Here is a 22,473-nt window from a genome sequence, read left to right on the forward strand (position 1 = left end):
ACACTTCTTGCCCTTGTAAAATCCGATGTTTTCCCTCTCATAAACGTATAGACATTATTGATTACGGTCTTGCCCGCCAATGCCTTATATCCCCCCCACTCTATGGAGATACTGCAATACCTCTGTCAATTTCTCTTTTGATGCGATCTCCTGATAACAGTCTGCATCCAGTTCAATCCGTTCAAATTGAAGCGGTGTACTGCCTTTCTTAATTTCCCGCTCCATAATCCGTTTCGTATCACGCATTGATTCCATCTTTTTTTCCTTTCCACTTCTGGACGTTGTGACCAGAAGTTATAAAGAGGGCAGATACAAAATCCACAATCTCATATCTGCCCTGCATTTCAGCAAATGAACTATCTCCTTGCATATTCCAGTATAATATTTATTATTTCTTTGATGATCGCAGCTATTTTTATGGCAAGGACAACCACACCAACGACTCCGCCTATAATGGCATGTGCCGTTGCAATACAGGTTTAATGCCATTCGCACCACCTTCATACTGCCACTGGTCTGCCAGCCTTCATGCAGACACTCAGTTTTTACACATCACGTCTTAAAATCATAGATGCTATCAACATTTCTTCTCGTATCATCGCTGATACCAAGGCAATAGCAAAGTGCCTTGTGGTACACATCCTGATAGCGTACCTCTTTTAATTTTTCATAGTAGAATTTTTCATGTGCTTCGCTGATAAAATTGATTGTCTGTTCCTTTTTGTTTTCTGCTCCTAACGCTGTGTTGTTCATAGTGAACCCCCTTTTAAATTGAATTGAAAAAGGCACTCCTAATGGAATGCCCTAATATAAAAAATAGGGACACTCTTTTGAAGTAAACCTCTTTGTATGTGCCGTCTTTATTTGTCCAAGCGTGTTTGTTCGTATACATTGAACTTCCACAAAGGGGACACTTTAATATCCCCGTCAAAAGGTGTGACCTATCCTTACCGATTTTGGATGGCTGTTTAATTCCTGTTGCCATACGCTTTGCGTGAACCTTTTGCCACAATTCCTCGCTGATAATTCCTTCATAAGTGGCATAGGACAGTAAATCAATGGCGGCTTCAAATAAATGCACGGTATCCGTCGGCTCTCTCGCCAGAAGTCGGAACGAATACCGCTTATCGCTGCCCGATGCGTCCTGCTTAAAAGTGCTACCGAGAGTGCTTCGCAGGGCAGCATATTTCGGTGTTCCACTTTCATCTTTGCCGATAAAAACAGCATTGTGATAATCGGCACTCTCATAAAGCGTACCGTCTGAGATACACTCCTGTATGAGCTGATAGTCAATACCACGCCCGAAAAGATACTGTATCACTCTGTTACAATCCTTATTTTTTGGCGGCAGGAGCAGAACTTTCGGTTTATCTTTCTTGGGAGCAGGGGGTGGCTTCCAGTCCGCCATCGTCTGTCCCGTGAGAATTTCCACGGCTTCCACAAAGTCATATTCCTTGACTTTGATAAGATAATCGAGGGCAGAATAGCCGCCGAAACCTCTCGACCACCAATACCATTTACCGTTGGAAATCTTTAAGCTGTCGTGTTCTGCGGTACAGTACACATTGCTTGTGCCTTTGACCTTAACAAGATTGCTCGGCTCAAACTCCCGCAGATAGGATAACAGGTCAATCTGCACATAGGGTTGCTTAGTAAGCGCCAAATAATAATGCGGTTAGATACAAGATTACTCCAGCCCTTTACGAGTTGGAGTAATTCACTATAATTCACATGCGATTTTTGATAGATTGGAGTTTTTCACTCCAAGGTGCCAGTTCCGCCAGCTGTTCATCGGTCATATTTTTACTCGGTCGGTTCTCCAGCAGAAATTTAAGATATCCGTAGATGTTCAGCCCATGTGCTTTGGCCATCTCAACCATTGTGTAGACTACTGCGCTGGCATTCGCTCCGTCCACGGAACTGCTGAACAGCCAGTTTTTTCGCCCCACTGCGAACGGACGGATCGCATTCTCACTGAGATTATTGGTAAAGCTGCACCGCCCGTCTTCCAGATAGGTTTCCGCTATATCACGCCGGTTGAGAACATAATTCACGGCTTTATCCAGCCGGGTATTCCGGACGGGCTTTTGCTGGTCAAGCCACGACCAGAAAGCCTCCAGAACAGGTTTTTCCTTCTCGAGACGCAGTTGTTTCCGCTTTTCATAATTACCGGGATACTTTTTGTTAATGGAGTCTTCCATGGCAAACAACCGATTGCAGTACTGGACTCCCTGTACTGCAGGCTGGCTGTAGTCATACTGCTTCCCTTTGGGAACAGCGTCGATAAAGTATCGGCGGATATGTGCCCAACAGGAGCAGCGCCTGATCCCAGGCAGACTGTTATAACCCTGATAGCCGTCCGTTTCCAGATATCCGCTGTAGCCTTCCAGAAACTCCTTTGCATGGCTGCCGCTCCTGGTCGGGGAATAGCCATACAGGATGATCTCCGCAAGTCCGTCCTCACCGCTTCGGAACAGCCACATGAATGACTGGGTCTGTGCCCTGCGTCCTTCCTCTTTCAATACCTGGACCCGCGTCTCATCTGCCATCGCAAAACTACGTTTCAGCAGCTCCCGATGAAAGTAATCGTACATTGGCTGAAAATAGTTCTTTGAACAGTAGATGATCCAGTTTGCAAGGGTCGTCCGGCTGATCTGCACCCCATACTGCTTCCAGTCCTTTTCCTGCCGGTAAAGTGGAAGCCCGTTGGCATACTTCTGGTACATAGTCCATGCAGCTGCAGATGCTGATGCAGGTCCTTTTCCAAGCAGAGCTGGCGGAACCTGAGACTTTACGATCACAGGCTTTTCTGTATCGCCGAGTCCTTCCTTGCAGGAGGGGCATCCATAGCTCTGGCTGTAGTATTCGATCACTTTACAGGTGGCAGGAATGAATTCCAGTTCCCGGCGGACATATTCCTCGCCGATCAGGACCATCTGCGTACCACATACCGGACAGATCTGATCCTCTTCCGGAAGTGGGACCACTACTTTTTCAACTTTCAGGCCTTTGAAGAGTTCCTCATGTGCTGCCTTCTTTTTACGGGTATGCTCCCGGATTACCGTTTCGCCTTCCAACAGGGATGGATCCTGTTCCACTTCTGCTTCATCGAAGAGATTCTGCTGTCCCGGAATATCATCAGATCTTCTCTCGCTGGAGGGACCAAAGAGTTTTTTTGTCAGATAATCTACCTGTTCCTGAAGAGCTTTCTCATGACTGGTTTTTTCGTCAATAATAAGACGGAGAGCTTTGATCAGTTCCGTCTGCTCCGCTATCATTGTTTTCCGTTGTGATACGGTATCTTTCAGCTCTCGAAGCTGGATATCTTTTGCACTGGAAGCCATCGTTTCTCTCCTCGGATTTGATTCCTTTATTATACCAGAAAGGGGGCTTTTACTAAAGGAAAACAACGCCTGAAAAATGCCGGATTTACAAGGGATTTCCGGATTTTTCTATGCAGGATTTCTGCCAGGATCCACGCGCTTTTTATTCTGCTTTGAGGGCTTTTGGCTGGTCAATATCAATCCCGGACATCAGCCAGTCAAACTCCCGCCAGGAAAGATTCCGGACCTCTGACTGCTTTCTGGGCCATTGATAACCGCCGCGGACAGACAATCGCTTATAGATCAGAACGAAGCCATCCGGTTCGCGGAACAAGGCTTTGATCCTGTCCCGTCTTCTTCCACAGAAAAGGAAGAGAGCACTGGACGACGGATCCATCTTAAGCTGGTCTTCGATAACGGTGCAGAGTCCGTCAATAGATTTCCTCATATCCGTGTAGCCACAGACAATGTAGATCTTCTCAAGTCCGGAAACATCACCTAACATGAAAATTCCTGAAGCATGCGAAAAGTCCTGGTGAGCAGAACAGGATCCGCATCATTGCTGATGCGGACTGTGATATCCTTCATAGAAACTTCAATCGTATGTGGATTGTCAAGGTTCGAATTTAGCATCTGCGATGCGGTATGCTGTTCCGGAATGTGATCCGGAACAATGTCAATGGGAACCACGTCCTGTTTGGGGCGTGGAACCTCAAGATGACCATAATTCGCCGCTTGGATCTGATCCGCTGCTGTTTTCCGACAACGGCTGACCCAGTTGTAAAAGGTGCTTACTGCAATGTCGTTTTCACGACACCAGTCAGCATCTGTCATGCCGCTCTGACGGCATTCATTGATAAGTCTGATCTGTTCCACCATCGGAACGCGGGTCTTGCGAGTACCTGCCATAACCTATCCTCCATAATTGTAGTGAAATAATCTAAGTATCTATCAGCTGCAATTATAGGGGAAATCTAAGGATTTGAAAATCCGCAGGAATACTTGGCGCTTACAGCTGAAGCGGAAACGCGTTCAGTTACATCCGGAAAGACTGATCAGCTCTTAGCGGAATGCGTGGTCAGATGAGCCGGAATTTGCAATAAGAGCACTGAACCTGTGAACATAATTCACGGATGTTCAGTGCTCTTATTCTTTTTTAGTATGTTTTTTTAATTATGGCGGCATTGCCGCCAAATTTGCGTGAACATCATGTCGTAAACCGCTTATTTACGGCAAAGTTTACAGATTGTTTCTACATGGCTCGATTGTTCCGATTTGATGTCTGCCTTGATTTATTGTACCGAAGTATACGGGAATAAATCAAGGGGTTTTACTGTTAAAGGGAACATATCGAAGAAAGTAGTTCTTTCTATAGTTATGTATGTTCCGTATTTCCTTGATTTCTCCCATACACTCGAGATGGGTGAGCCATGCACTCAAGGTATGTTCCCGATATCAATGTCGGGAACATACGCCTCAACATCACTCTATTTCTTAGAATCATTACGCTTTTGAGAAACCTAAAATTCAAATTCAATTCTTTCTACAATTTCTCTCTTTCTAAATTTTGAATCTTCCCAAAACCTCATTGGTAACTCCATACACTTAGGTTCCTCCGCATCTACATCATAAACAATAATCAGCTTATACTTTTCTGCATTATCTTTCGCATATTGAAGTTCTCCAGGTGAAATAATAAAACTTTTCCCGTCGCCAGTTTTTACTTCTACAAAATACTCTATTCCATCTTCACCATAATATGAAATATCATATCCTCCAGATACAGCTTGACCTGGTTTTATGATTCCTAATTCAATAAAAGCTTCTGATCTAGGAAACACCTTTTCTTTTCCAACCCGTTTACAAAGCAAATTATAAACTAACAACTCGCCTTTATTACCAAGTATTTTTTTGTTTCTATTACGTTTTTCATCATGACTTTGAGTATAAGTTCCTGTTGATTTATTATTCCTGTTACCAGTATTAGCCCCTCCTGTAGTACTTGCACCTTGGTGATATGAAACCTCATTAACCTTAGGTATCACCCCTATATATCTTGAATAAGGATTCTCCGGCATATTATTTCTTTCCTCTAATCTTTTATGTAAATCTAGCCATTCATTGAACGCTTTTTCTTTCCCAAAGTAAATCATTTGTTGTGCGTTCACATCATTAGAGATTTCATCTTCATACAGCTTTTGAGGATTCATTTTTTCATAATTCTTTACATACTCATCATCCGCAGAAAATACATCTTCCGAAGTTTTCCATTCACCAAAAGTCTCAACAACTTTATCTTCAACACTAAACATAACAGAATTTATATACTTAGTAATTGAAAATTGCTCAAATCTATAAACTGTACTAACAAAGTCCTTTTGTAACTTGTCATCCGACTTTGCTCGTGTAAACAAATAATCCTTAAACCTTCTTTTTTCAGTTTGCAGAAAATTCTTAAGCACTTCGCAATAATAAGGAAGCAAATCCAAATTGTACACAAACCCCTTATTTCTAAACTCTTCAACATCTGTCCCTATTTCTCTGAACAAACTAATAATACAAGCTCCATTTTTAATACTAAAAAAATTTTCAAAATCAATCAAGATTTTATCAATCTCATATGTTGGTGCAATAATTTTAAGTACTTTTATGAAGTTATTTCTAATTTCATTCTGATAGAATGCATCTTCTATAACACTTAATGAACCAAAATCTTTTCTTATCAAAAACTCCCTGTTACTATTATCTTTTGTTCTAAATAATTCACCTAGCTTACTCGCCTCAAAGCCGGGTGTATTCGCTATGTTTGTATAAATATTTTCTATTATTTCAGAAACAGTATTGACATCAAATTCTTTATCAAACACAGTTATGTACCAATTAGTCATAGTATCACGAATGCACATATATTCTTCATCAATTGTGATTCGATTCCCAACTTCTAATATTGTAATTCGATTCACTAGATTAATATTCAGATTCTTACCATACTTTTCTATATTATCATTATTCTCTGCATAAGCACGAGCATACTTCTTAAAATCTTGATAATATTGTTGAAAACTACTGTTTGCATCACTAATAGAAACACTACCAGGGTCAACAGTATACTCCTTAGTATACTCCTGACATCCAAATAATGTGACAAAATTTCTGTTATTGGTTCTTTGTCCCTTTTCAACTATTGGAACATTCTTTTTACTTATTATTTTTGAACTTGGAAGGTAAGCATTTTTTGCTAAAACATACTGCAACTGCCCTTTATATTTGACTAATATCTTGCCTTCAACAAAAAACCTGTTTTTGCTATCAGAGTTTTCAAATTTTCTCGAAAACGCTGGTTGCTCAATAATTCTATATATAGCTTTTGATAATTCGGCACTACGTGAAAAATCTAACTCCGGAAGTCGCAGCATTAAACCATAAAAGTCTTCCGAACTCAAATCTGTAATCTTATCTCCAAAACTAAATTTATTAAAAATCTCTTGCACTACACCTATGTCTACATGCAATTCTTCTGCTATCTTTTCCAGCATCTCTATGCCAATAACAGGAACAATGCCAACAAATCTTTGATTGTTTCTAGACCTAAAATTCTGCAAAATTTGTCTTGGCGAATACCTTTTGCCATCGATTTCAATCCATCTTACCTCATTAAACACTTCCAAAATGTAATTTTTTATTTTATCCCAATAATAACGTTCTACTTGTTGTCGGCTACCATAATAAGATATTTTTGCATTTTGAAAATAGAATGGACTACTCAAACAAACATAAAGTTCTGAATCTTTAATTATCCATTCAACAATTTCTCGAGTTGATAATTTCCTTAATAAATCTACAAGATTCTTAATGTATGGTAATCGATACCTACAAGTAACAGTTGTTGAACAACCTATATCCCCATGTAATTTTATTTCATTTTCATATTCATTTGAATACGAATCCAACGGGTATACATTTTGTACTTCTATTACAGGATACTTCCTAACACCAAACTTACTTATAAATTCTTGAAACGCAGCACTCTCCTCTACACTAATATTGAAAACCTCTATTTGTGGAAACTGACCAAAGCTATTATCAAACAATTTTTCCGCTAAAAAATTGTTGTATTGTAATCCCCAAAATAATTTTTCACCATCTTGGGTACTCTTATCTCTCGCATTAGGAAAATTATATTTAAATCTTGTTCCTTCTGTACGCCCCGGCGGATTCCAATCAATTTCTTTTCTATAATTCCCCCATAACCATTTGACAAAATCAATCGCCTTATTGTATGTGTCCACAGATGAATTTACTGTTGATATGATATTGCTACGATCTCTGTATTTAAAATTAATTGTAGGAAATATATTATTTTGACAAATAATACGTGAGATTTGTGGTTCCTTATCTCGCTCTCTTACATTTATTACTTCTTGTACTCCCTCAGCCATGTTGAATAATTCTTGTTGATACTCTTTATGTAGTGCCGGTATTTTAACCCAAGACGGCAACCCTTTTTCATCAAAATCACCGATTAGAAAATAACATTCTTCTTGATATTTTAGCCATTTATCCTCTTGTGTTTTTAACAAATTCGGAATTGACTTTCTATATCTCGTATTCCACCACACAAATTGTTCACTTGTTTTTTTATATCCCAATCATTGGAAAGCGAATTAATAATCTGTAACAATTCTCTCTCTTCAAAATATAAATCAATTTCTTTTCTCTTTGCTAGTATTTCAATCAACGATATCATCCTATTGTCTAACAAGGAGTTCAATAAACCTTCAAATCCTTTATCTCTGAAAAACTCTGGATAATTTCCACTTATCATCTTAGGTTTATCTTTAACTGAAATATTTTCATCATTTACAGTTCGGAAAATTTTCTGTTCTGATAATATTTCCAAATAGTAATCCTCTAGTTCAAACTTTGCAAATGGAGAAGTAAATCTCCACTTGTTACTTGAAAAATTAGTAGGAATTAAAAGATTATATGCAATATCATACTGTTCTTTATCTACAAATTGATTAGCAACCTCAACTAAAAACAATAACTGCTCTTCTATTATTTTTTTATTCTCTTTGCTAACATTAACCGTGTTCCTGTGATCTCCAAGTGCATATGATGCATGCAAAACGCAATTAAAAGGTGATTCCGTATCCAACAAAGGAAAATACGAATAAATATATCTGCTCATAAATGTATCCATGTCAAGAGGTACTGCAATAGAAAGCTGAATATCTTTCAAGACTTCATCTTCCTCAATTGCATTAGTAATTACTTTTCTATAAAGGTAAAACTCCTCTTGCATTTCCACGTTTTCATCAACAATTTTTTCCAAGGTAATACTCTCTGCAACACCTTGATTATTATTTCTTCTATAAACTATACAATTATCATCCGTAATAATTTCAATCTGGCTAATATTAGGGAGAAACAACAGTATCCTAAGGTCTATATTCTCAATTTGCCTAGACACAGAAAAATCATCATTTAATTTCATCGAATCAATAACAACCTCTATAGTTGTGGTGTCATTATATCTACCATTCTCAATATAAACCGGAACTGCCAACATGGGAATATAGAGGTTCTTGTTCTTCTGTATTTGCTTTTTTATCTGAGGATTCTCCTTGTGTTCTTCAAGAATTTTCTCGGCTATTTCTTTAGAAAATTCAACATTATAGTTCCCCGAAAATATTCTAACCTTTTCTGCCCAATTTAAGACAGATCTAAATCCTGTCCCCTTGTTTCCAATGTATTTTCCTGATTTAGGACTATTATTTCCTTGTACAATTGCCTTAATTCCTGCTTCATCAAAGCAAGTTCCTGTATTTGTAACAGTTAAAACATTCCCCTTATAGCAAATAGTTACTTTAAGCTCACATTGAGGCTTCTCCCCTTTATCAATACTCTTTTGGTAAGCATCATCTGCATTTTGTAATAATTCAAGTATTTCGCGTCCATGATATCCCTTTATATCTCTTTTTTCTATATTGTTTTCAGCAATAAGTTCATCACGTTCCTGAAAGCGAGTATGATTCTCAATATATTCTAGTCTCAATTTATCGATATATTGCTTTCCTTTAAGTATTTCTTCATCAAGTTTCATCTTTTAATCACACCTTTTTGCAAATGTTTCTTAGATACAATGCTACTTCTTAGTCACATACTTTTGATTTTTGCTATTAGGTTTATCTGGTATCGTCATTACCAATTCCCCATTTTTAAGTAACGGCTTCATATACTCTTTCGTAAAATATCTTGGATCTTTATAGCCCATATAAGCAACGATTTCATTCTTACTTCGTGGAATTTTACAAAATTCCAATATTTTATCTTGTGGAGTAGCTTGTGTTTTATCTTGTGGGTTAACTTGTGGAGTTGTCGATTCAGAACCCACAAGATACTTCTTATTCTTAATCGTAGCATGCACCATAAATGCAACTGTCTTATATTCTGGTTCCGGAAGACCTGCTTCTTCCATCTCACGATACATACGGTCTACGCCTTCACCAAACTCACGCACATATTCATACTCATGAAGAAGCTGTGCCATCTTCGGATTTCTTGAAAAATGTATCTCACGCATATTTGAGGCGCACCGTTCCCGGTAGTGTTCCCGGACTCTCCACTGTAATATGGTCATCAAACATCTTAATTTGAATGTCCGTACCCTTTATGCTGTAATCACGGTGTGCAATTGCATTTACAATAATCTCTTTCCATGCAAATTCCGGATATTCTGGTTCTGTCACAAAACGAGCATCTGGTCCAAGATAGGTATGCTCCTTAATCTGTGTTCTCACATACTCAATAGTCTGTTCTACCAAATCAAGAATACGGCCTTGGAACATCTTATCCTTGATAACATTCATCTCTGCGCCGACTTTTGCCTCAGTTCCTTCATATCGTATAAAACGAACTCGTGACCTTGGGAAAAATCTCTGTGGATCTTTTCCAAACATCATAATAGCGGCACCGCTCATTTCCTGTCGACCAGCTACACTTACGATATAATCCTTATTTTGCCTAATATACTCTTCCGGAGTCTTTCCGTAGCCAATTTTCTCACAGTACTTTGCAACAAACTCCATATCAATATCATCCAAAGTACTACGATATACAGGCTCGTCCTCATAGAAACGCATTCCCTTTGAATACATAAGTTCCATACGCTCATCAAAGGTTAGTTTCTTTGACCTGTCGCCAACGCGCAAGAACGCTTCATCTCTATGATTTACATGCATGTCTGCACTTTGCGGAACCTTAATAAGTAAAATATGATTTGCATTACCATTTTTATCAATGCAATCTATAGTTTCTTTTTCAATGAAAATAAATGGCTGACAAAAATCATATCCGGCACGAAGTATTTCATTGATATTCTTAGTGTAATCATCAATTCCGGTAATCTCTCCATTATCTTCAATACCTACAGCTAAGAGTCCGCCATCTGCATTTGCAAATGCAATCATCGGAGTAGCAATTGCTGTCGCTTCTATCTTTGCACTCTTACGGTCAAATGACTGCTTTTCTGTAGTCGTACACATTTCTTCAATTGTCATATCTGTAAGTTTCATCTGCTGCCTCCTTTCCTCTATACACATAAAACATTTTCGACAATATATCAATTTAATTTCTAATAAGCCTGCATTTATTATCTGACTAATAGAATCAAACGCATTCATCGTATACTGAAAGAAATCACGCAACAATTTATCAAACAGGAACCAAGGGTCTACTTTTTCTCCTGCAACCCTTACTTCGTAAGTAGGTGCATTTTCTGTTGTTACCGATAAACGTTTTACTTTCTTTCCATTCTCAGTTACATCGTCAATAAAATCAGAGGCTATATCCTGTTGCCATCGTACAGTTTTCATTGTCATCTTGCTAATAATATTATTTATCGTATCGGCACAGTAGTGTACTGTGGCTATATTTTTTTCAGTATACTCTACAAACTGCCATGACGAATATATTTTATGTGTAATCAAATCCTTCTTCAATAAATCATCAGCCATCTTTAATCTTCCTTTCTATATTTCGGTACTTCTCCAAACTCAAACCTTACTTCTCTAGCTGCAGAAGCTGCTAGCGTAAGTTCTTCTTCTGTTACACCTGGAACAACCCAAAGCCCTTGCATAAAACGAGAATAGAATTCTTTTTCTGACAATTCAGCAGGTGCAAGAAATCTATAATTTGATGGGTACTTCTCAGATGGCCACTCCCATACATATTCAAATACACCAGCAAAATTATCAATTTTTACAGCTTCTGGGGAACCAATTAGCACTGAAAACTTTATATTCTCATTATCTTTATTAAAACAAAATTCTTCACATTTTTTCATTTCATATTCGCTTAGTGGCTTTGCTTTAATTTCAAACCATCTATCAAGACTCGGAATATAAAAGTCCGGCAAATATCGTACCCCATTCATCTCATAACCTTCAACTTCATATTCATACTTAAGTCCAATCATATCAAAGAAAATGGCCCATCTTGCTTCTAAGCGACTTCTGAAGTTGAAACCATTGTACTTTGTTTCAATAGCTTTTATCCCCATTGCATTCATCCTTTCTATAACAACTAATTCACTAACTCAATTTCTGTTATCTAATCCAAAGCCACAACCTATCACATCCTATATCATTGATACATTTCCCCACAAAATAACCAAGGCTTTTCAGTAGTCAGTCTTCTTGTCCCAACTTCCGAAAAGCCCGGAAATTCACCATTTTATGGCACTTATTTATCTTTTTTAGACATCAAAACAACCGTCTCAACAGTTGTTTCAGTTTCCAAGGGAAGTTCTTTCACTTCCTCACCATCAACAGGCACAGGAAAATTGAATACGATCTTCTTTATCCAACTACCGTCTTTTCTCTTTTCCGGGAACATCTCAATTCGCTCAATAAAGGCTTTCATAAACTCTTTCTGCTCCGCTTCTGTTGCGGATGGTAGACTTCATCAAATGCCAGCAACAAGCGATAGATATTGTCACCGGAAATCTTCTCCTGCTGGATGCTGCGGATCTGACTTTGCAATTCGCCAATCTGAGCTTCGATTTCCTCTATCGTATCATACTGCTCATCATAGCGGCGCTGCAAGTCCAAAATCTTTCTGTCATAGTGGACATCATTGATGTCCAAGGTATCCATCTGACGCTCCAAGCGGCTTTTCGTTCCAAAGGCTTGCTTTAGCCGCCCTTGTAGGACAGCAATCTGCTTTTCCATATCTTCTGTATCAACTGCTGTTCCGATTTTCGCCTGAATTGCTTCTACAAATCGTGGATTGTTGACCATAGCGGAGATAACCTTCGCCACAAATTTGTTGATTTCCATCTGCTCGATATTCAGACGGAAACTGCACTCATGCCCTGTCGGTGTAACCGTATTTTTGCAGTAGTAATAATACCGTGTTTTCTTGTCCTTGCTGTGCGCCTTGGCGATATTGCCGTACATACTCTTGCCGCAGCATGGGCATTTCAAGATACCGGACAGGATGTGTGCATGGTCTGGATTATTGACCTTTTCCCGCTTAAAGGAATTGATCTTGCGCTTTTCCTGTGCCAGATACCAATCTTCTTCGGAAATGATAGCTTCGTGCTGCCCTTCATAAACCGGGAACTCCGACTGCTCAACCACGTGCATCTCGTTTCTTGTACCCTGTTTCTTTTCTGTTCTTCGTCTGCCGTAAGCAATCTTTCCCATATAAACAGGATTGTACAATACATTTTTCACAAAATCCCTTGAAAATCCCGGAATGGTATTATTCTGTCTTAGTTTCTTAGTATAACCATTGCGGTTCAGATATTTTGCAACTCCTGCAACACCCTCATTAGTGTGAATGTAACGGTCATAAATGACCCGAATTACTTCCACTTCATCCTCTGCAATGACAAGGTTTCCATTTTCCAGTTTGTATCCATATGGAGCGAAACCGCCGTTCCATTTGCCTTCACGAGCCTTTTGCTCCCGTCCTGCCATTGTCTGTGTGCGGATATTTTCTCGCTCAATCTCTGCCACCGCAGACAGCACAGAGATCATCAGCTTTCCTGCATCCTTGGAGCTGTCAATGCCATCCTCCACGCAGATCAGATTGACACCGAAATCCTGCATGAGTTGCAAAGAGTTCAGAACGTCCGCTGCATTTCTGCCAAATCGGGACAGCTTAAAGACCAACACATAAGAAACATCATCTTTGCCGTCCTGGATGTCATTCAGCATCCGTTGAAACTCCTGCCGCCCTTGAATGTTCTTTCCGGAAAAGCCCTCGTCAGAATACTCCCCGGCAACGATCATATCCTCGTATGCCGCATACTTCCGCAGCTTGTCACGCTGGGCATCCAAACTGTATCCGTCAACCTGCATCGAGGTGGACACTCTTGTATAAAGATAGCATTTAAGTTGTTTCTTTTTCAGAATCTCCACCTCCCTCATTCCTTCCTTTTACCATAAGTCCCTCGTTGCGGATATAATACTCCAAAAGCCACAGCACATAATCCGGTGCATGGCGGTTGTCCAATTCCCATTCAGTCATAGTCCGGTAAGGAATATGGACGAGCTTGCAAAAATCTTTCCGATTCAGTCCTGTGCTTTCACGTAACTTTATAATTCTGTTTTTACAATCCATCCGTCTTTTCTCCACAAAAGCAAAAATACACGTTGCGTAATCATTATAGCATAGCCATAGTGAATACGCAACGTGTAAATTGCAAATTTTACGCAGCCTTATCCGTCAAAAGCTGCGCTTGATTACTTTCCTCGGAATGCTCCACTTCCTGCGGTGCGTCCTGCTCCAATTTATCCAAAACCTGATGTCCATATTTCTGGAGCATCTGGCTCATAACATCCACACAGCGGTCAAATGCCGCATTATATTTCGCTTCCTCATAATATTTCTTCAATAGGCGATTCCTCCATCAAAGTTCCATATCCTGTCCACGCTTCCGGGCAGGGTGTTCGTGTTCCTGTGTTTCCTTTCCTCTGATGAGGATAGAATTGATAAAAGCCCAAACCTTTTCGGATGCGATTTCCAGTGCATCCAGAAAGGGTTGGGCTTTCTGTTTGAGTTCCATATATTTTTCGTTTACCGCTTCATACCGCTGCTTCCAGATGGAAACCGTCTTTTCTGCGGAAGCCAGTTTTTCTTTCAGACGCTTGTTGTCAGCATTGGCGATAATGCCATTGACCGCATAGCGTTTGAGTGTGTCGCATTCATCCGGTGTCAGCGTAATATTGTTTCCGAATGTGGCTTTTTTGCCCATTGCTTCAATGTCCTGCACTGTCAGCGCAATGGTCTTTGCCGCCTTGGTTTCCTTTTGCAAAGATTCCAGTTTCTTTTTCTGTTTTGCTGTGGCAGCTTTGGCATCCTCCAAATTCTGTTCTGCCTGTGCCACCTGCCCGGTCACAGCTTCCAGCCGCTGCTGTTCTGCCTGCACCTTGAACTGGGTCACAGTCAGATGTTCCTCGGTGCTTCCACGTTCTCCACGCTCCAGATCGGTATATCCGGCAACTCGCATGAAATGAAAAAAGTCATCCTGCAACATACTGTAGGATGACCTCAAAATCTTTTTTCCTTTTGCGTTCAACATTGGATTACCGTCCTCGTCAAGCACCGGCTTGGACTCCCATTTCTTACTGCGGCTGACCTGTGTGATGACCTCCTTAACGGTTCCCCGGAGGGCTTCATCCTTGCATCGCTTCGACCAAAGGATCTGCTTTTCCACCACCGGGATATAAACCACATGAAGGTGGTAGTGGTACACCTCCTCGCCCAGAGCTTCGGACATTGCCCGGTTGCGCTCATCGGCGTGCATCACAGCGGAGAGGATATACTGCTCACCGCCTACAATCTCCACGGCGGCTTTGTAAGCATCAGCATAAAACTGTTTTGCAAATTCATAGCCGCCATGATTGTAGAAATAAGCAGAGTTCACATCAAATACTAACTCGCCGTATTTGACGGCATCCGGTTTCAGACCTCTGGTGGAAATTACGCCGTCCTGTTCCATCTGCTCAAACGTTTTTACATAATCGTCCGTGGGTGCTTTGAAATGAACGTTCAGAGAAGTGCGTTCCGGCACGATGTCCTGATTGCTGTAGCTGTCCTTTTCACGCTCATTGTGTTCCTGTACCTTAGCCACATCTGCCGGGGTTTCCAAGTCCTGATTTCTGGCTACGGTACGGTCTATTCCATCATTTCTTGCCATAGAATTTTTGTCCTTTCTTTGAGATTTGCAGACAGCGGAGAACTACGGAGAGGCACTTTTTCAAAGTGTAATAACCCACTATGACACTTTCATCCATACTGGCTGCAAAGTGCCGTGGGCTCTCCGAGGGCTCTCCCGAGGGGGAATGCGGTCACTGCGGTGACCTCTGCTGAACTGCCCGAAAACTGTCTGCATCGTTTTCTGTTGTTCAGCCCGGATAGCTGCTGTTTTGCGAAACACCACCCATCCCGGCGGCAGTGAAAATCAAATCTTTCACTGCAATAGAAACAGCCCAAATAAAGGGAATGAGCTGTTTCTATCACAAGCGTTTCACGCTCTTTTGCTGCGTACATACGTACCAGCCAATGGGATTTACTCGACCTGCCGCCATTCCTCCGGAATGTCCTCCGGTACGTACGTACACGGCGAATCTCCGTAAAACCCATTTATATGAGGTCGTGCAATGGCTTCCACTCCCATGAATCCCCAAACCCGCCGTCCGGCAGAGTTGGTGATATTGTTGCAATGTTCCAGATTAAATTTCTTGGCATTGGCAATCATGGCGTCGCTGAAGCTGCGGGCTTTCAGCGGTGCAAGGGAATTTTCTTCGCACCACATCCGGTAGATTTCATAGAAATCCTTGGAACTGATGGACGCATCCGCTTTACGCTGGATGTATCCCTCGGAATCCATGAAATCAAAGACATTGTTGTTGTCACGCTTGACCGCTTCCCGGTTTTCCCGGATACGCTCACTCTCCGTAAACTTAAAGTTGTTGGCAACAAGCCGCTGTAAGCCTTCAAATGCCCACAGGAAGATACCCTCGGCTTCAGCTTTCATCTTCTCCGCAAGGTCGGGATCGTCAGCTCTGTCCACTGGCTTTTCCTTGGTGGTCAGCACAAGCTGTCTGCGATAAAATCCGTCACTGCGGTCATACAAGGCTTGCAGATCACCGTTGCTGAATGCCAGCAATCGGGCGAACATCCAACCCTGATAACTCTGCTTGCCTTTGCGTTCCAAATCCATCTTGCCCTGTGCGGTGACAATGGATTTTACATAGTTGGTCTGGCGCAGAGCTTCCATCCGCATATCATCATCCACGCACAGGAGAATGTGTTCCAAATCGGCACGGGCGAAGCGGTTTTCAGAAATCTTGCCGATGCTGCCGTCTTTCATATTCGTGCCGAAGATGGTAGACAGTACCGCACCGATTTGAGATTTACCCTCGCCGCCGTTGCCTTTAATCACCATCATGCGCTGCCCCTTGTTGGAGGGAATCAGGCAATAGCCGATAAACTCCTGCAAAGTTGGAATGTCCTCGGCGTAAAGCAACCCATCCAGAAAGTTCAGCCAGATCACCGGCGCAGTAGCATCGGGATTGTAAGCAACCGGCAAACGGCTCCGCACGATAGCCGGTCTGCCCTCGGTAAATGTGCCGTTCAATAGCAGCGTACCGTTGGACAAATGAATCCGATCCTGCTCCGGTGGAAAGTCCGGCACTTGCGCTTCCAGTTTCAGCACTTCCAGAATGTTGGTGATCTTCCGGGGGATATTGTTTACGGCACAGAATTTCAGCTTGTCGTAAATCTCCCCACGCAGAGGGAGATCGTCCGTCACTCGACCATTGGGCGTGAAAAAAGCTCCGTTTGCGAAGATGATTCTGCGCTCCTGCAGAAATTCTTCACAAAACAGAGCTTCGTTGATGTTCTGCCCGTCAAACCAGACAGGCAAATTCATATCAGGCGTTTTCCGGTTCTTCGCCATGGTGCGCCACCTCCTTTTTCTTTCGTGTGATGTACTCTTGCAGAAAAGTAATTTTTCCCTCCTTCATCAGCTCGTCCACCAATGCCACCCGCTCTTCCAGATCACCCACGGTCAGCACATCTGCCATATATTCGATAGGACAGTGCATCTGGCAGGCTTCCACAAAACGATCATCCAGAGCCTCCTCCGGTGTTTTGGGTGCATACCGCACTTTCCAATCTTCCAGCAGATGCAGATAATCCGTCAGCACCCGGAAACACAGCATTTCATCCTCCCGGAACTGACGGATATAAGGACGCTTTGGCTTGGCCATAGCTGCGGCAGTGGGCGGTTTCGGGTCAAGTCCGAAGTCCGAAGCCAGCTTTTGCGTTGCTTCATAGCTGCTCATATTGAACAGCCTTGCCACAAGGTCGATCACATCTCCCTTTGCTCCACAGCCGAAGCAGAAGAAATAGTCCTCATTCAGCTTCAAGCTCGGATGCCTGTCATTGTGGAACGGGCAGCAAGCCATACCGTTTCGGTTGACTTTCAGCCCGTAGTGTTCGGCGGCTTGCTTGACACTGATTGCCGCTTTGATGGTTCCATAGATCGTCATAAAAAACCCTCCGTTCATAATATTCTGGAAAGCACGAAGCACCCGCCGTGATTGGCAGGTGCTTCGCTCCTTCTATTATGGTTATGACGGATTTTTCAAAAAACAGGCTAATGACAGGACAATCCTGTTTCAAAAAACAGGACAACTTATCTGAGGACGTAGATTTCTTCACATTTACATGATATAATTAAAAAAATGAAAAAACAGGACAGGAGGGCAAGCATGAATCAAGAATTGATGACATTGGATTTCTGGCAGGATACGGTCATATATGAGAGCAAAACATTTCCTGTCGGTACGCTTGCCTGTGATGCACTGAATGTTCCTGTGAATACCATTGCAAAAATAAACGAGCAATGCGAGAAAATCAATCTGCTGCTTGGAATATTAAACGCCGGACAGGATACTTCTGCACTCTTTCCTATGGCAAAGGAAGCTGCATTGACAATGTTAGAGATTCTCAGCAAAACGCCGCCGTTCTCCTATATGGATATACCAAAGCACAGAGAACGGATTGAAAAAGTCTTTACTGTAGACAATGCGCTGAAATATGTGGAGTTTGCCACAAAAGCCGCAACAAATTCCTTGCAGTTTGAAGAAATTCAGAACTTTACCGATGCGATGATGCTCCAACGCTATACCGCAGTTTTCGGGCATCTGGCATACTCCCTTGGGGAATACCAAACGGCCATGCTTGATTTTGCAGAAAAATCAGACGGCAACGAAGCAGACCGCACCGCAGAGGGCTTTGCAAAAATGTTCGGCAGCTATTTCCCGCCGGAGTTTTCTATCACAGAGTGCAATGCTTGGATGTCTACCCTGAACAATTCCGTTCAGTATGTATCGGTCATCCTTCCCGGCGAAAAAGTTGCAAAGCTCGTCAAGCGGATGCACTATGTCTCCTTTGTGGGGATGTTCCGTTCTGATCTCTTTGAGGGTTTATGTGTCGGCCATGCCCCGAAGAAATGCAAAATCTGCGGCAAATGGTTCCTCACCACCAACGCAAGGCACACCAAATACTGCGGCGGCTATGCACCGGGGGACAAGCTGCACCGCACTTGCCGACAGATCGGCAACTTGAAAGGTAGAGAACAGCGAGAACTTGCGGACGATCATCCGCTGAAGCAGATTTATGAGAAACGGCTGAATACCATAAACCGCTATGTGAAGCGTGGTACTCTGGACGCTGATCTTGCGGAGGTTATGAAGAAGCTGGCAAAAGATAAGATGCTCCGGGCATTGAGCAATGTAGCCTATGCCAAGGGCGATTACGAAAAGGAAATGGGACAGGCTGCTTTGAAAAAAGAAGCATTGAAAGTAACTTATAGGTATAAACAATGAAAATTATTGAGGTTACAGAAAACAAAAAGGAATATCTGGATTTGCTGTTATTGGCTGATGAGCAGGAAAACATGGTAGATTGCTATCTTGATAATGGCAGGATGTATATCCTCGATGATAATGGAGTTAAAAGCAAATGTGTCATAACCGGCGAAAGAAATGGTGTGCTTGAAATTAAGAACATTGCAACAGTTCCAGAACATCAAGGCAAAGGCTATGCAAAAGCTTTGATTGACTTTATCATCGAGAAATACAGCGGACAATATGCTGTTCTGCAAGTTGGAACGGGCGATAGTCCACTGACAATACCATTCTATGAAAAATGTGGTTTTGTCCGTTCTCACATAATACCAAATTTCTTTACAGACAATTATGACCACCCAATATATGAAGGTGGTGTACAGTTGGTGGATATGGTGTATTTGCAAAGAAAGTTCTAAATACTGATATGGTAAACCGGAAGGAGGTGCGCTATGCTGAATGATTTTACATGGAATATGACCGGATACATACTGAAACACCCTGTCAATCCGTCTGTTAACGGCATCATCCCCTATGTGGCAGAGCGCATCTTCCAACTGGCACCGGAGCCTCCAGCGGTGGGCAATCTGAACGAATATATCCTGTCTGCCTTGCAGGAAAAGAATTTGATATATTTCTCATTCTTCCTACACCACTACGAGCCGCAGCTTAACAAGCGCATCAAAGACTTTCTCGGTGTGGATGGCGGCGATTTGTACGACACAGACCGATTTATAGATATAAAGCTCTCCTGCCGGGAACAAATGCTCCAAAAACTGATGGACTATGACCTTGCCAAGGGCGCAGAGTATGCTACATACATCTATCCGTTCATCCGGGATGCTATGCTCCGTTTTCGCATGGGCGAAGAAAAATGGTCGGTATCTTCTCTGACCAATTATAAAATGGTGCGGTCAATGGCATGGCTGTACCATAACACCAAGGATGCGGTCAGCGAGTTTTCCAAGAAATACAACTGTGATCTTGCCCTTGCGGAAGAATATCTGAAAGTTGTCCGTGGCATCCGCAATCAGCAGCCTTTCTATGTGACAGACGAAGACGGCGAGGAAACCGGCGAAGATGTTGCCTTGGATGATACTTGGAACTATACCGACATCCTCTGGAACAGCATACAGGCAGAAAAGGTGCAGCGGGCATTTGAGAAACTGAATTACCGGGAACAGACCTTGCTCGAAAAACGGTTAGCAATTTGCATGACCTGTGGGCGTGTCAGCTCATGGAAAGACCGCCCCACCTTTGAAGAACTGGCGGTTATGTTTGAGGGAAGCACAGCCAGTGGTGCAGAACGAGCCTACCGCAGAGCAGTGGACAGGCTGACCGAGTTTTTGGTTGCCGAGGGCGCAATCCATGCTGTCCGGCTGAAACAAAAATCCAAAACCAAACGCAAAAAGAAAATCGCCGCCGCAATCTACGAATATCAGGTAGACTGCGACGGAGAATGGGGCGAAATATCATTGGATTTCGAGAACGGTACAGCAGAGGTTATTTTGCTTGCCGATTGGGATACAGTGAAAACAAACAAATTTGCAAGCAGAGCAATCGCCTATCTTCTGAACTGTGAGAACGAAAAATTGCCCAAGGAAATAATGGTGGCCTTTGAATAACGAGGGAGTGAGATACATGGAACAATTATTGATTATTGAAGATGATATAGGGTTGAATCAGGGTTTAAGTAAAGCACTGAAAGCAGATGACCGTCAGATTATATCCTGCCAAGACCTAAAAACGGCGAAGGAACAGCTGCTTTGCAGCGGTGTATCCCTGATCCTGTTGGATATCAATCTGCCGGATGGCAGTGGGCTTGAGCTGCTTCGGGAGGTCAAGGAAAACCTGCCCGGAGTTCCTGTTATTCTGCTGACTGCCAACGACACCGATCTGGACATCGTAGACGGACTGGAGAGGGGCGCTGATGATTATATTACCAAACCCTTTTCTCTTTCGGTTTTGCGGGCAAGGGTGAATACCCAACTGCGAAAGCAAGCGTCAAACCATAAAAATGCGCCGTTCCATATGGATCTATTTCACTTTGACTTTGAGACTATGACCTTTTATGTGGGAGATTCAAAAGTGGAATTGAGCAAAACAGAACAAAAATTACTGCGTCTGCTTGTTGAAAATCGTGGTCGAACCATGACCCGTGGAGACCTTGTCGACCGGATCTGGACAGATGGCGCAGAATATGTGGATGAAAACGCTTTGTCTGTTACGATCAAGCGTCTGAGGGATAAGCTTGGTGCACAGAAATACATTAAAACTGTCTATGGAATCGGTTATAGCTGGGTGACAAAAGATGAATAAAACCGGTATTGTGATCATACTGCTGTGTTTTCTGGCGGCGGCAGCTGTTGTGTTATGGGAGCGGAGAAAGACCAGAAAAACGATGGAAGAAATCGAAAGGATGCTGGACGCTGCCATGACCGGCTCCTTTTCTGAAACCAATTTTGATGAAAGCCAGCTGTCTGCATTGGAAACAAAGTTTGCACACTATCTTTCTGCCGCAGAAGCATCTTCTCGAAATGTAGCGCAGGAAAAAGACAAAATCAAAACCTTGATTGCGGACATTTCACACCAGACGAAAACGCCGATTGCAAATCTGCTGTTATACAGCGAGCTGTTGATGGAGGAAACTCTGCCTGCATCGGCGAAGGCAAATGTGGAGGCGCTGTACAAACAATCGGAAAAGCTGCGATTTCTGATCGATTCTCTCGTAAAGCTTTCCAGACTGGAAAACGGGATCATTTCACTCTCCCCTCAGCAAGCAACGCTGCAGCCGCTACTTGAAAGTGTGGTAGAACAATATACTGCCAAGGCTTCTGAAAAAGGATTGTCTTTGCAAATGCAGGATACAGATGCTTTTGCTGTATTCGACTTCAAATGGACAGCGGAAGCGCTGGCGAATATCGTAGACAATGCCATCAAATATACAGAGCATGGCACAATCAGGATTTCTGCCGTAAGTTACGAAATGTTTGCAAGGATCGATATATCGGATACCGGTTCAGGCATACCGGAAACTGAGCAAGCGAAGATATTTGCTCGCTTTTACCGCTCAAAGGCGGTTCAGGAGCAGGAAGGGGTCGGCATCGGCTTATACCTTGCCCGACAGATCATATCCGGCGAGGGAGGTTATATCAAGATTGCTTCCGTTCCGGAAAAAGGAAGTACGTTTTCCATATTTCTGCCGAAATAACAACAAT

20 protein-coding genes and 2 pseudogenes are annotated in these 22,473 nt (G+C 42.3%); 5 read left to right on the top strand and 17 right to left on the bottom strand.

Features of this window, described 5'->3' with window-relative positions; all coding sequences use genetic code 11:
- Nucleotides 1–84: 84 nt before the first annotated feature.
- From DW965_RS19530 to DW965_RS01870, 17 genes and pseudogenes are all read right to left on the bottom strand, one after another.
- Complete coding sequence (locus tag DW965_RS19530; protein WP_243004532.1) at nt 85–255, bottom strand: hypothetical protein; 171 nt, start codon at nt 253–255, stop codon at nt 85–87.
- A 204-nt stretch (nt 256–459) separates the two neighbouring features.
- Nucleotides 460–753 (bottom strand): annotated as a pseudogene (locus DW965_RS21930) (DUF6075 family protein); the annotation flags it as partial.
- A gap of 13 nt (nt 754–766) precedes the next feature.
- On the bottom strand, nt 767–1,639 hold the full coding sequence (locus tag DW965_RS01800; RefSeq protein WP_243036249.1) for a DUF3991 domain-containing protein: 873 nt from the start codon (nt 1,637–1,639) through the stop codon (nt 767–769).
- Between the two features lie 88 nt (nt 1,640–1,727).
- Nucleotides 1,728–3,344 carry an IS66 family transposase gene (tnpC, locus tag DW965_RS01805; RefSeq protein ID WP_117760525.1) on the bottom strand — a complete coding sequence of 539 codons (1,617 nt, stop codon included), beginning with the start codon at nt 3,342–3,344 and terminating at the stop codon, nt 1,728–1,730.
- Nucleotides 3,345–3,486: 142 nt separating this feature from the next.
- A complete protein-coding gene (gene tnpB / locus DW965_RS01810) occupies nt 3,487–3,828 on the bottom strand; it encodes an IS66 family insertion sequence element accessory protein TnpB (protein ID WP_055228707.1) in 342 nt (113 codons plus the stop codon).
- On the bottom strand, nt 3,822–4,232 hold the full coding sequence (gene tnpA, locus DW965_RS01815; RefSeq protein WP_243004534.1) for an IS66 family insertion sequence element accessory protein TnpA: 411 nt from the start codon (nt 4,230–4,232) through the stop codon (nt 3,822–3,824). Before tnpA ends, tnpB begins: the two co-directional genes overlap by 7 nt.
- Before the next feature lie 611 nt (nt 4,233–4,843).
- Entirely contained in the window at nt 4,844–7,942 is a 3,099-nt protein-coding gene (locus DW965_RS01820) for a protein NO VEIN domain-containing protein (RefSeq protein ID WP_158582777.1), read from the bottom strand.
- Nucleotides 7,897–9,429: a sacsin N-terminal ATP-binding-like domain-containing protein gene (locus DW965_RS01825; RefSeq protein WP_119197957.1), complete on the bottom strand. Its 1,533-nt coding sequence runs from the start codon at nt 9,427–9,429 to the stop codon at nt 7,897–7,899. Before DW965_RS01825 ends, DW965_RS01820 begins: the two co-directional genes overlap by 46 nt.
- A 42-nt stretch (nt 9,430–9,471) precedes the next feature.
- Nucleotides 9,472–9,876 (bottom strand): Fic family protein, encoded by a 405-nt coding sequence (locus DW965_RS01830; RefSeq protein WP_158568535.1) that lies wholly within the window; start codon nt 9,874–9,876, stop codon nt 9,472–9,474.
- 25 nt (nt 9,877–9,901) lie between these two features.
- Nucleotides 9,902–11,341 carry an RNA-binding domain-containing protein gene (locus tag DW965_RS01835; RefSeq protein ID WP_117760528.1) on the bottom strand — a complete coding sequence of 480 codons (1,440 nt, stop codon included), beginning with the start codon at nt 11,339–11,341 and terminating at the stop codon, nt 9,902–9,904.
- Nucleotides 11,342–11,343: 2 nt separating this feature from the next.
- On the bottom strand, nt 11,344–11,886 hold the full coding sequence (locus DW965_RS01840) for a hypothetical protein (protein ID WP_117760529.1): 543 nt from the start codon (nt 11,884–11,886) through the stop codon (nt 11,344–11,346).
- Between the two features lie 182 nt (nt 11,887–12,068).
- Nucleotides 12,069–13,744, bottom strand: a pseudogene (locus DW965_RS01845) (recombinase family protein).
- Nucleotides 13,725–13,955, bottom strand: a complete 231-nt coding sequence (locus tag DW965_RS01850; protein ID WP_015540908.1) for a helix-turn-helix domain-containing protein — start codon at nt 13,953–13,955, stop codon at nt 13,725–13,727. Before DW965_RS01850 ends, DW965_RS01845 begins: the two are co-directional and overlap by 20 nt.
- A gap of 88 nt (nt 13,956–14,043) precedes the next feature.
- Nucleotides 14,044–14,229 (bottom strand): hypothetical protein, encoded by a 186-nt coding sequence (locus DW965_RS01855; protein ID WP_117760531.1) that lies wholly within the window; start codon nt 14,227–14,229, stop codon nt 14,044–14,046.
- Nucleotides 14,230–14,244: 15 nt separating this feature from the next.
- Complete coding sequence (locus DW965_RS01860) at nt 14,245–15,534, bottom strand: plasmid recombination protein (RefSeq protein ID WP_117760532.1); 1,290 nt, start codon at nt 15,532–15,534, stop codon at nt 14,245–14,247.
- Nucleotides 15,535–15,906: 372 nt separating this feature from the next.
- The gene (locus DW965_RS01865) at nt 15,907–17,298 is read right to left on the bottom strand and encodes a DNA primase family protein (RefSeq protein ID WP_117760533.1); all 1,392 of its coding nucleotides are present in this window, start codon (nt 17,296–17,298) and stop codon (nt 15,907–15,909) included.
- Nucleotides 17,273–17,893: a CHC2 zinc finger domain-containing protein gene (locus DW965_RS01870; RefSeq protein ID WP_117760534.1), complete on the bottom strand. Its 621-nt coding sequence runs from the start codon at nt 17,891–17,893 to the stop codon at nt 17,273–17,275. The genes DW965_RS01865 and DW965_RS01870 overlap by 26 nt, the downstream gene beginning before the upstream one ends.
- A 222-nt stretch (nt 17,894–18,115) precedes the next feature.
- On the opposite strand from DW965_RS01870, the gene DW965_RS01875 reads away from it, so the two are divergent.
- The 5 genes from DW965_RS01875 to DW965_RS01895 are packed head-to-tail and all read left to right on the top strand — an operon-like array spanning nt 18,116 to nt 22,466.
- Nucleotides 18,116–19,234, top strand: a complete 1,119-nt coding sequence (locus DW965_RS01875; RefSeq protein WP_117760535.1) for a DUF6076 domain-containing protein — start codon at nt 18,116–18,118, stop codon at nt 19,232–19,234.
- The gene (locus tag DW965_RS01880; protein WP_119197958.1) at nt 19,231–19,674 is read left to right on the top strand and encodes a GNAT family N-acetyltransferase; all 444 of its coding nucleotides are present in this window, start codon (nt 19,231–19,233) and stop codon (nt 19,672–19,674) included. The genes DW965_RS01875 and DW965_RS01880 overlap by 4 nt, the downstream gene beginning before the upstream one ends.
- A gap of 33 nt (nt 19,675–19,707) precedes the next feature.
- Nucleotides 19,708–20,880 (top strand): hypothetical protein, encoded by a 1,173-nt coding sequence (locus DW965_RS01885; protein ID WP_117760536.1) that lies wholly within the window; start codon nt 19,708–19,710, stop codon nt 20,878–20,880.
- 16 nt (nt 20,881–20,896) lie between these two features.
- Nucleotides 20,897–21,574, top strand: a complete 678-nt coding sequence (locus DW965_RS01890) for a response regulator transcription factor (protein ID WP_117760537.1) — start codon at nt 20,897–20,899, stop codon at nt 21,572–21,574.
- The gene (locus DW965_RS01895) at nt 21,567–22,466 is read left to right on the top strand and encodes a sensor histidine kinase (RefSeq protein WP_117760538.1); all 900 of its coding nucleotides are present in this window, start codon (nt 21,567–21,569) and stop codon (nt 22,464–22,466) included. The genes DW965_RS01890 and DW965_RS01895 overlap by 8 nt, the downstream gene beginning before the upstream one ends.
- The last annotated feature ends 7 nt before the right edge of the window (nt 22,467–22,473 follow it).

Origin of the sequence: Blautia sp. AM47-4 (assembly GCF_003479865.1) — a bacterium.
Taxonomy (GTDB): domain Bacteria; phylum Bacillota; class Clostridia; order Lachnospirales; family Lachnospiraceae; genus Fusicatenibacter; species Fusicatenibacter saccharivorans.

What these genes read in the sequence shown, in the direction of transcription:
- DW965_RS01860 (WP_117760532.1), bottom strand. Translation starts at nt 15,534, where the DNA reads ATGGCAAGAAATGATGGAATAGACCGTACCGTAGCCAGAAATCAGGAC.
- DW965_RS19530 (WP_243004532.1), bottom strand. Translation starts at nt 255, where the DNA reads ATGGAATCAATGCGTGATACGAAACGGATTATGGAGCGGGAAATTAAG.
- DW965_RS01835 (WP_117760528.1), bottom strand. Translation starts at nt 11,341, where the DNA reads ATGGCTGATGATTTATTGAAGAAGGATTTGATTACACATAAAATATAT.
- DW965_RS01825 (WP_119197957.1), bottom strand. Translation starts at nt 9,429, where the DNA reads ATGAAACTTGATGAAGAAATACTTAAAGGAAAGCAATATATCGATAAA.
- DW965_RS01850 (WP_015540908.1), bottom strand. Translation starts at nt 13,955, where the DNA reads ATGGATTGTAAAAACAGAATTATAAAGTTACGTGAAAGCACAGGACTG.
- DW965_RS01885 (WP_117760536.1), top strand. Translation starts at nt 19,708, where the DNA reads ATGCTGAATGATTTTACATGGAATATGACCGGATACATACTGAAACAC.
- DW965_RS01880 (WP_119197958.1), top strand. Translation starts at nt 19,231, where the DNA reads ATGAAAATTATTGAGGTTACAGAAAACAAAAAGGAATATCTGGATTTG.
- DW965_RS01870 (WP_117760534.1), bottom strand. Translation starts at nt 17,893, where the DNA reads ATGACGATCTATGGAACCATCAAAGCGGCAATCAGTGTCAAGCAAGCC.
- DW965_RS01865 (WP_117760533.1), bottom strand. Translation starts at nt 17,298, where the DNA reads ATGGCGAAGAACCGGAAAACGCCTGATATGAATTTGCCTGTCTGGTTT.
- tnpC (WP_117760525.1), bottom strand. Translation starts at nt 3,344, where the DNA reads ATGGCTTCCAGTGCAAAAGATATCCAGCTTCGAGAGCTGAAAGATACC.
- DW965_RS01840 (WP_117760529.1), bottom strand. Translation starts at nt 11,886, where the DNA reads ATGGGGATAAAAGCTATTGAAACAAAGTACAATGGTTTCAACTTCAGA.
- DW965_RS01890 (WP_117760537.1), top strand. Translation starts at nt 20,897, where the DNA reads ATGGAACAATTATTGATTATTGAAGATGATATAGGGTTGAATCAGGGT.
- tnpA (WP_243004534.1), bottom strand. Translation starts at nt 4,232, where the DNA reads ATGGCAGGTACTCGCAAGACCCGCGTTCCGATGGTGGAACAGATCAGA.
- DW965_RS01875 (WP_117760535.1), top strand. Translation starts at nt 18,116, where the DNA reads ATGAATCAAGAATTGATGACATTGGATTTCTGGCAGGATACGGTCATA.
- tnpB (WP_055228707.1), bottom strand. Translation starts at nt 3,828, where the DNA reads ATGTTAGGTGATGTTTCCGGACTTGAGAAGATCTACATTGTCTGTGGC.
- DW965_RS01895 (WP_117760538.1), top strand. Translation starts at nt 21,567, where the DNA reads ATGAATAAAACCGGTATTGTGATCATACTGCTGTGTTTTCTGGCGGCG.
- DW965_RS01830 (WP_158568535.1), bottom strand. Translation starts at nt 9,876, where the DNA reads ATGGCACAGCTTCTTCATGAGTATGAATATGTGCGTGAGTTTGGTGAA.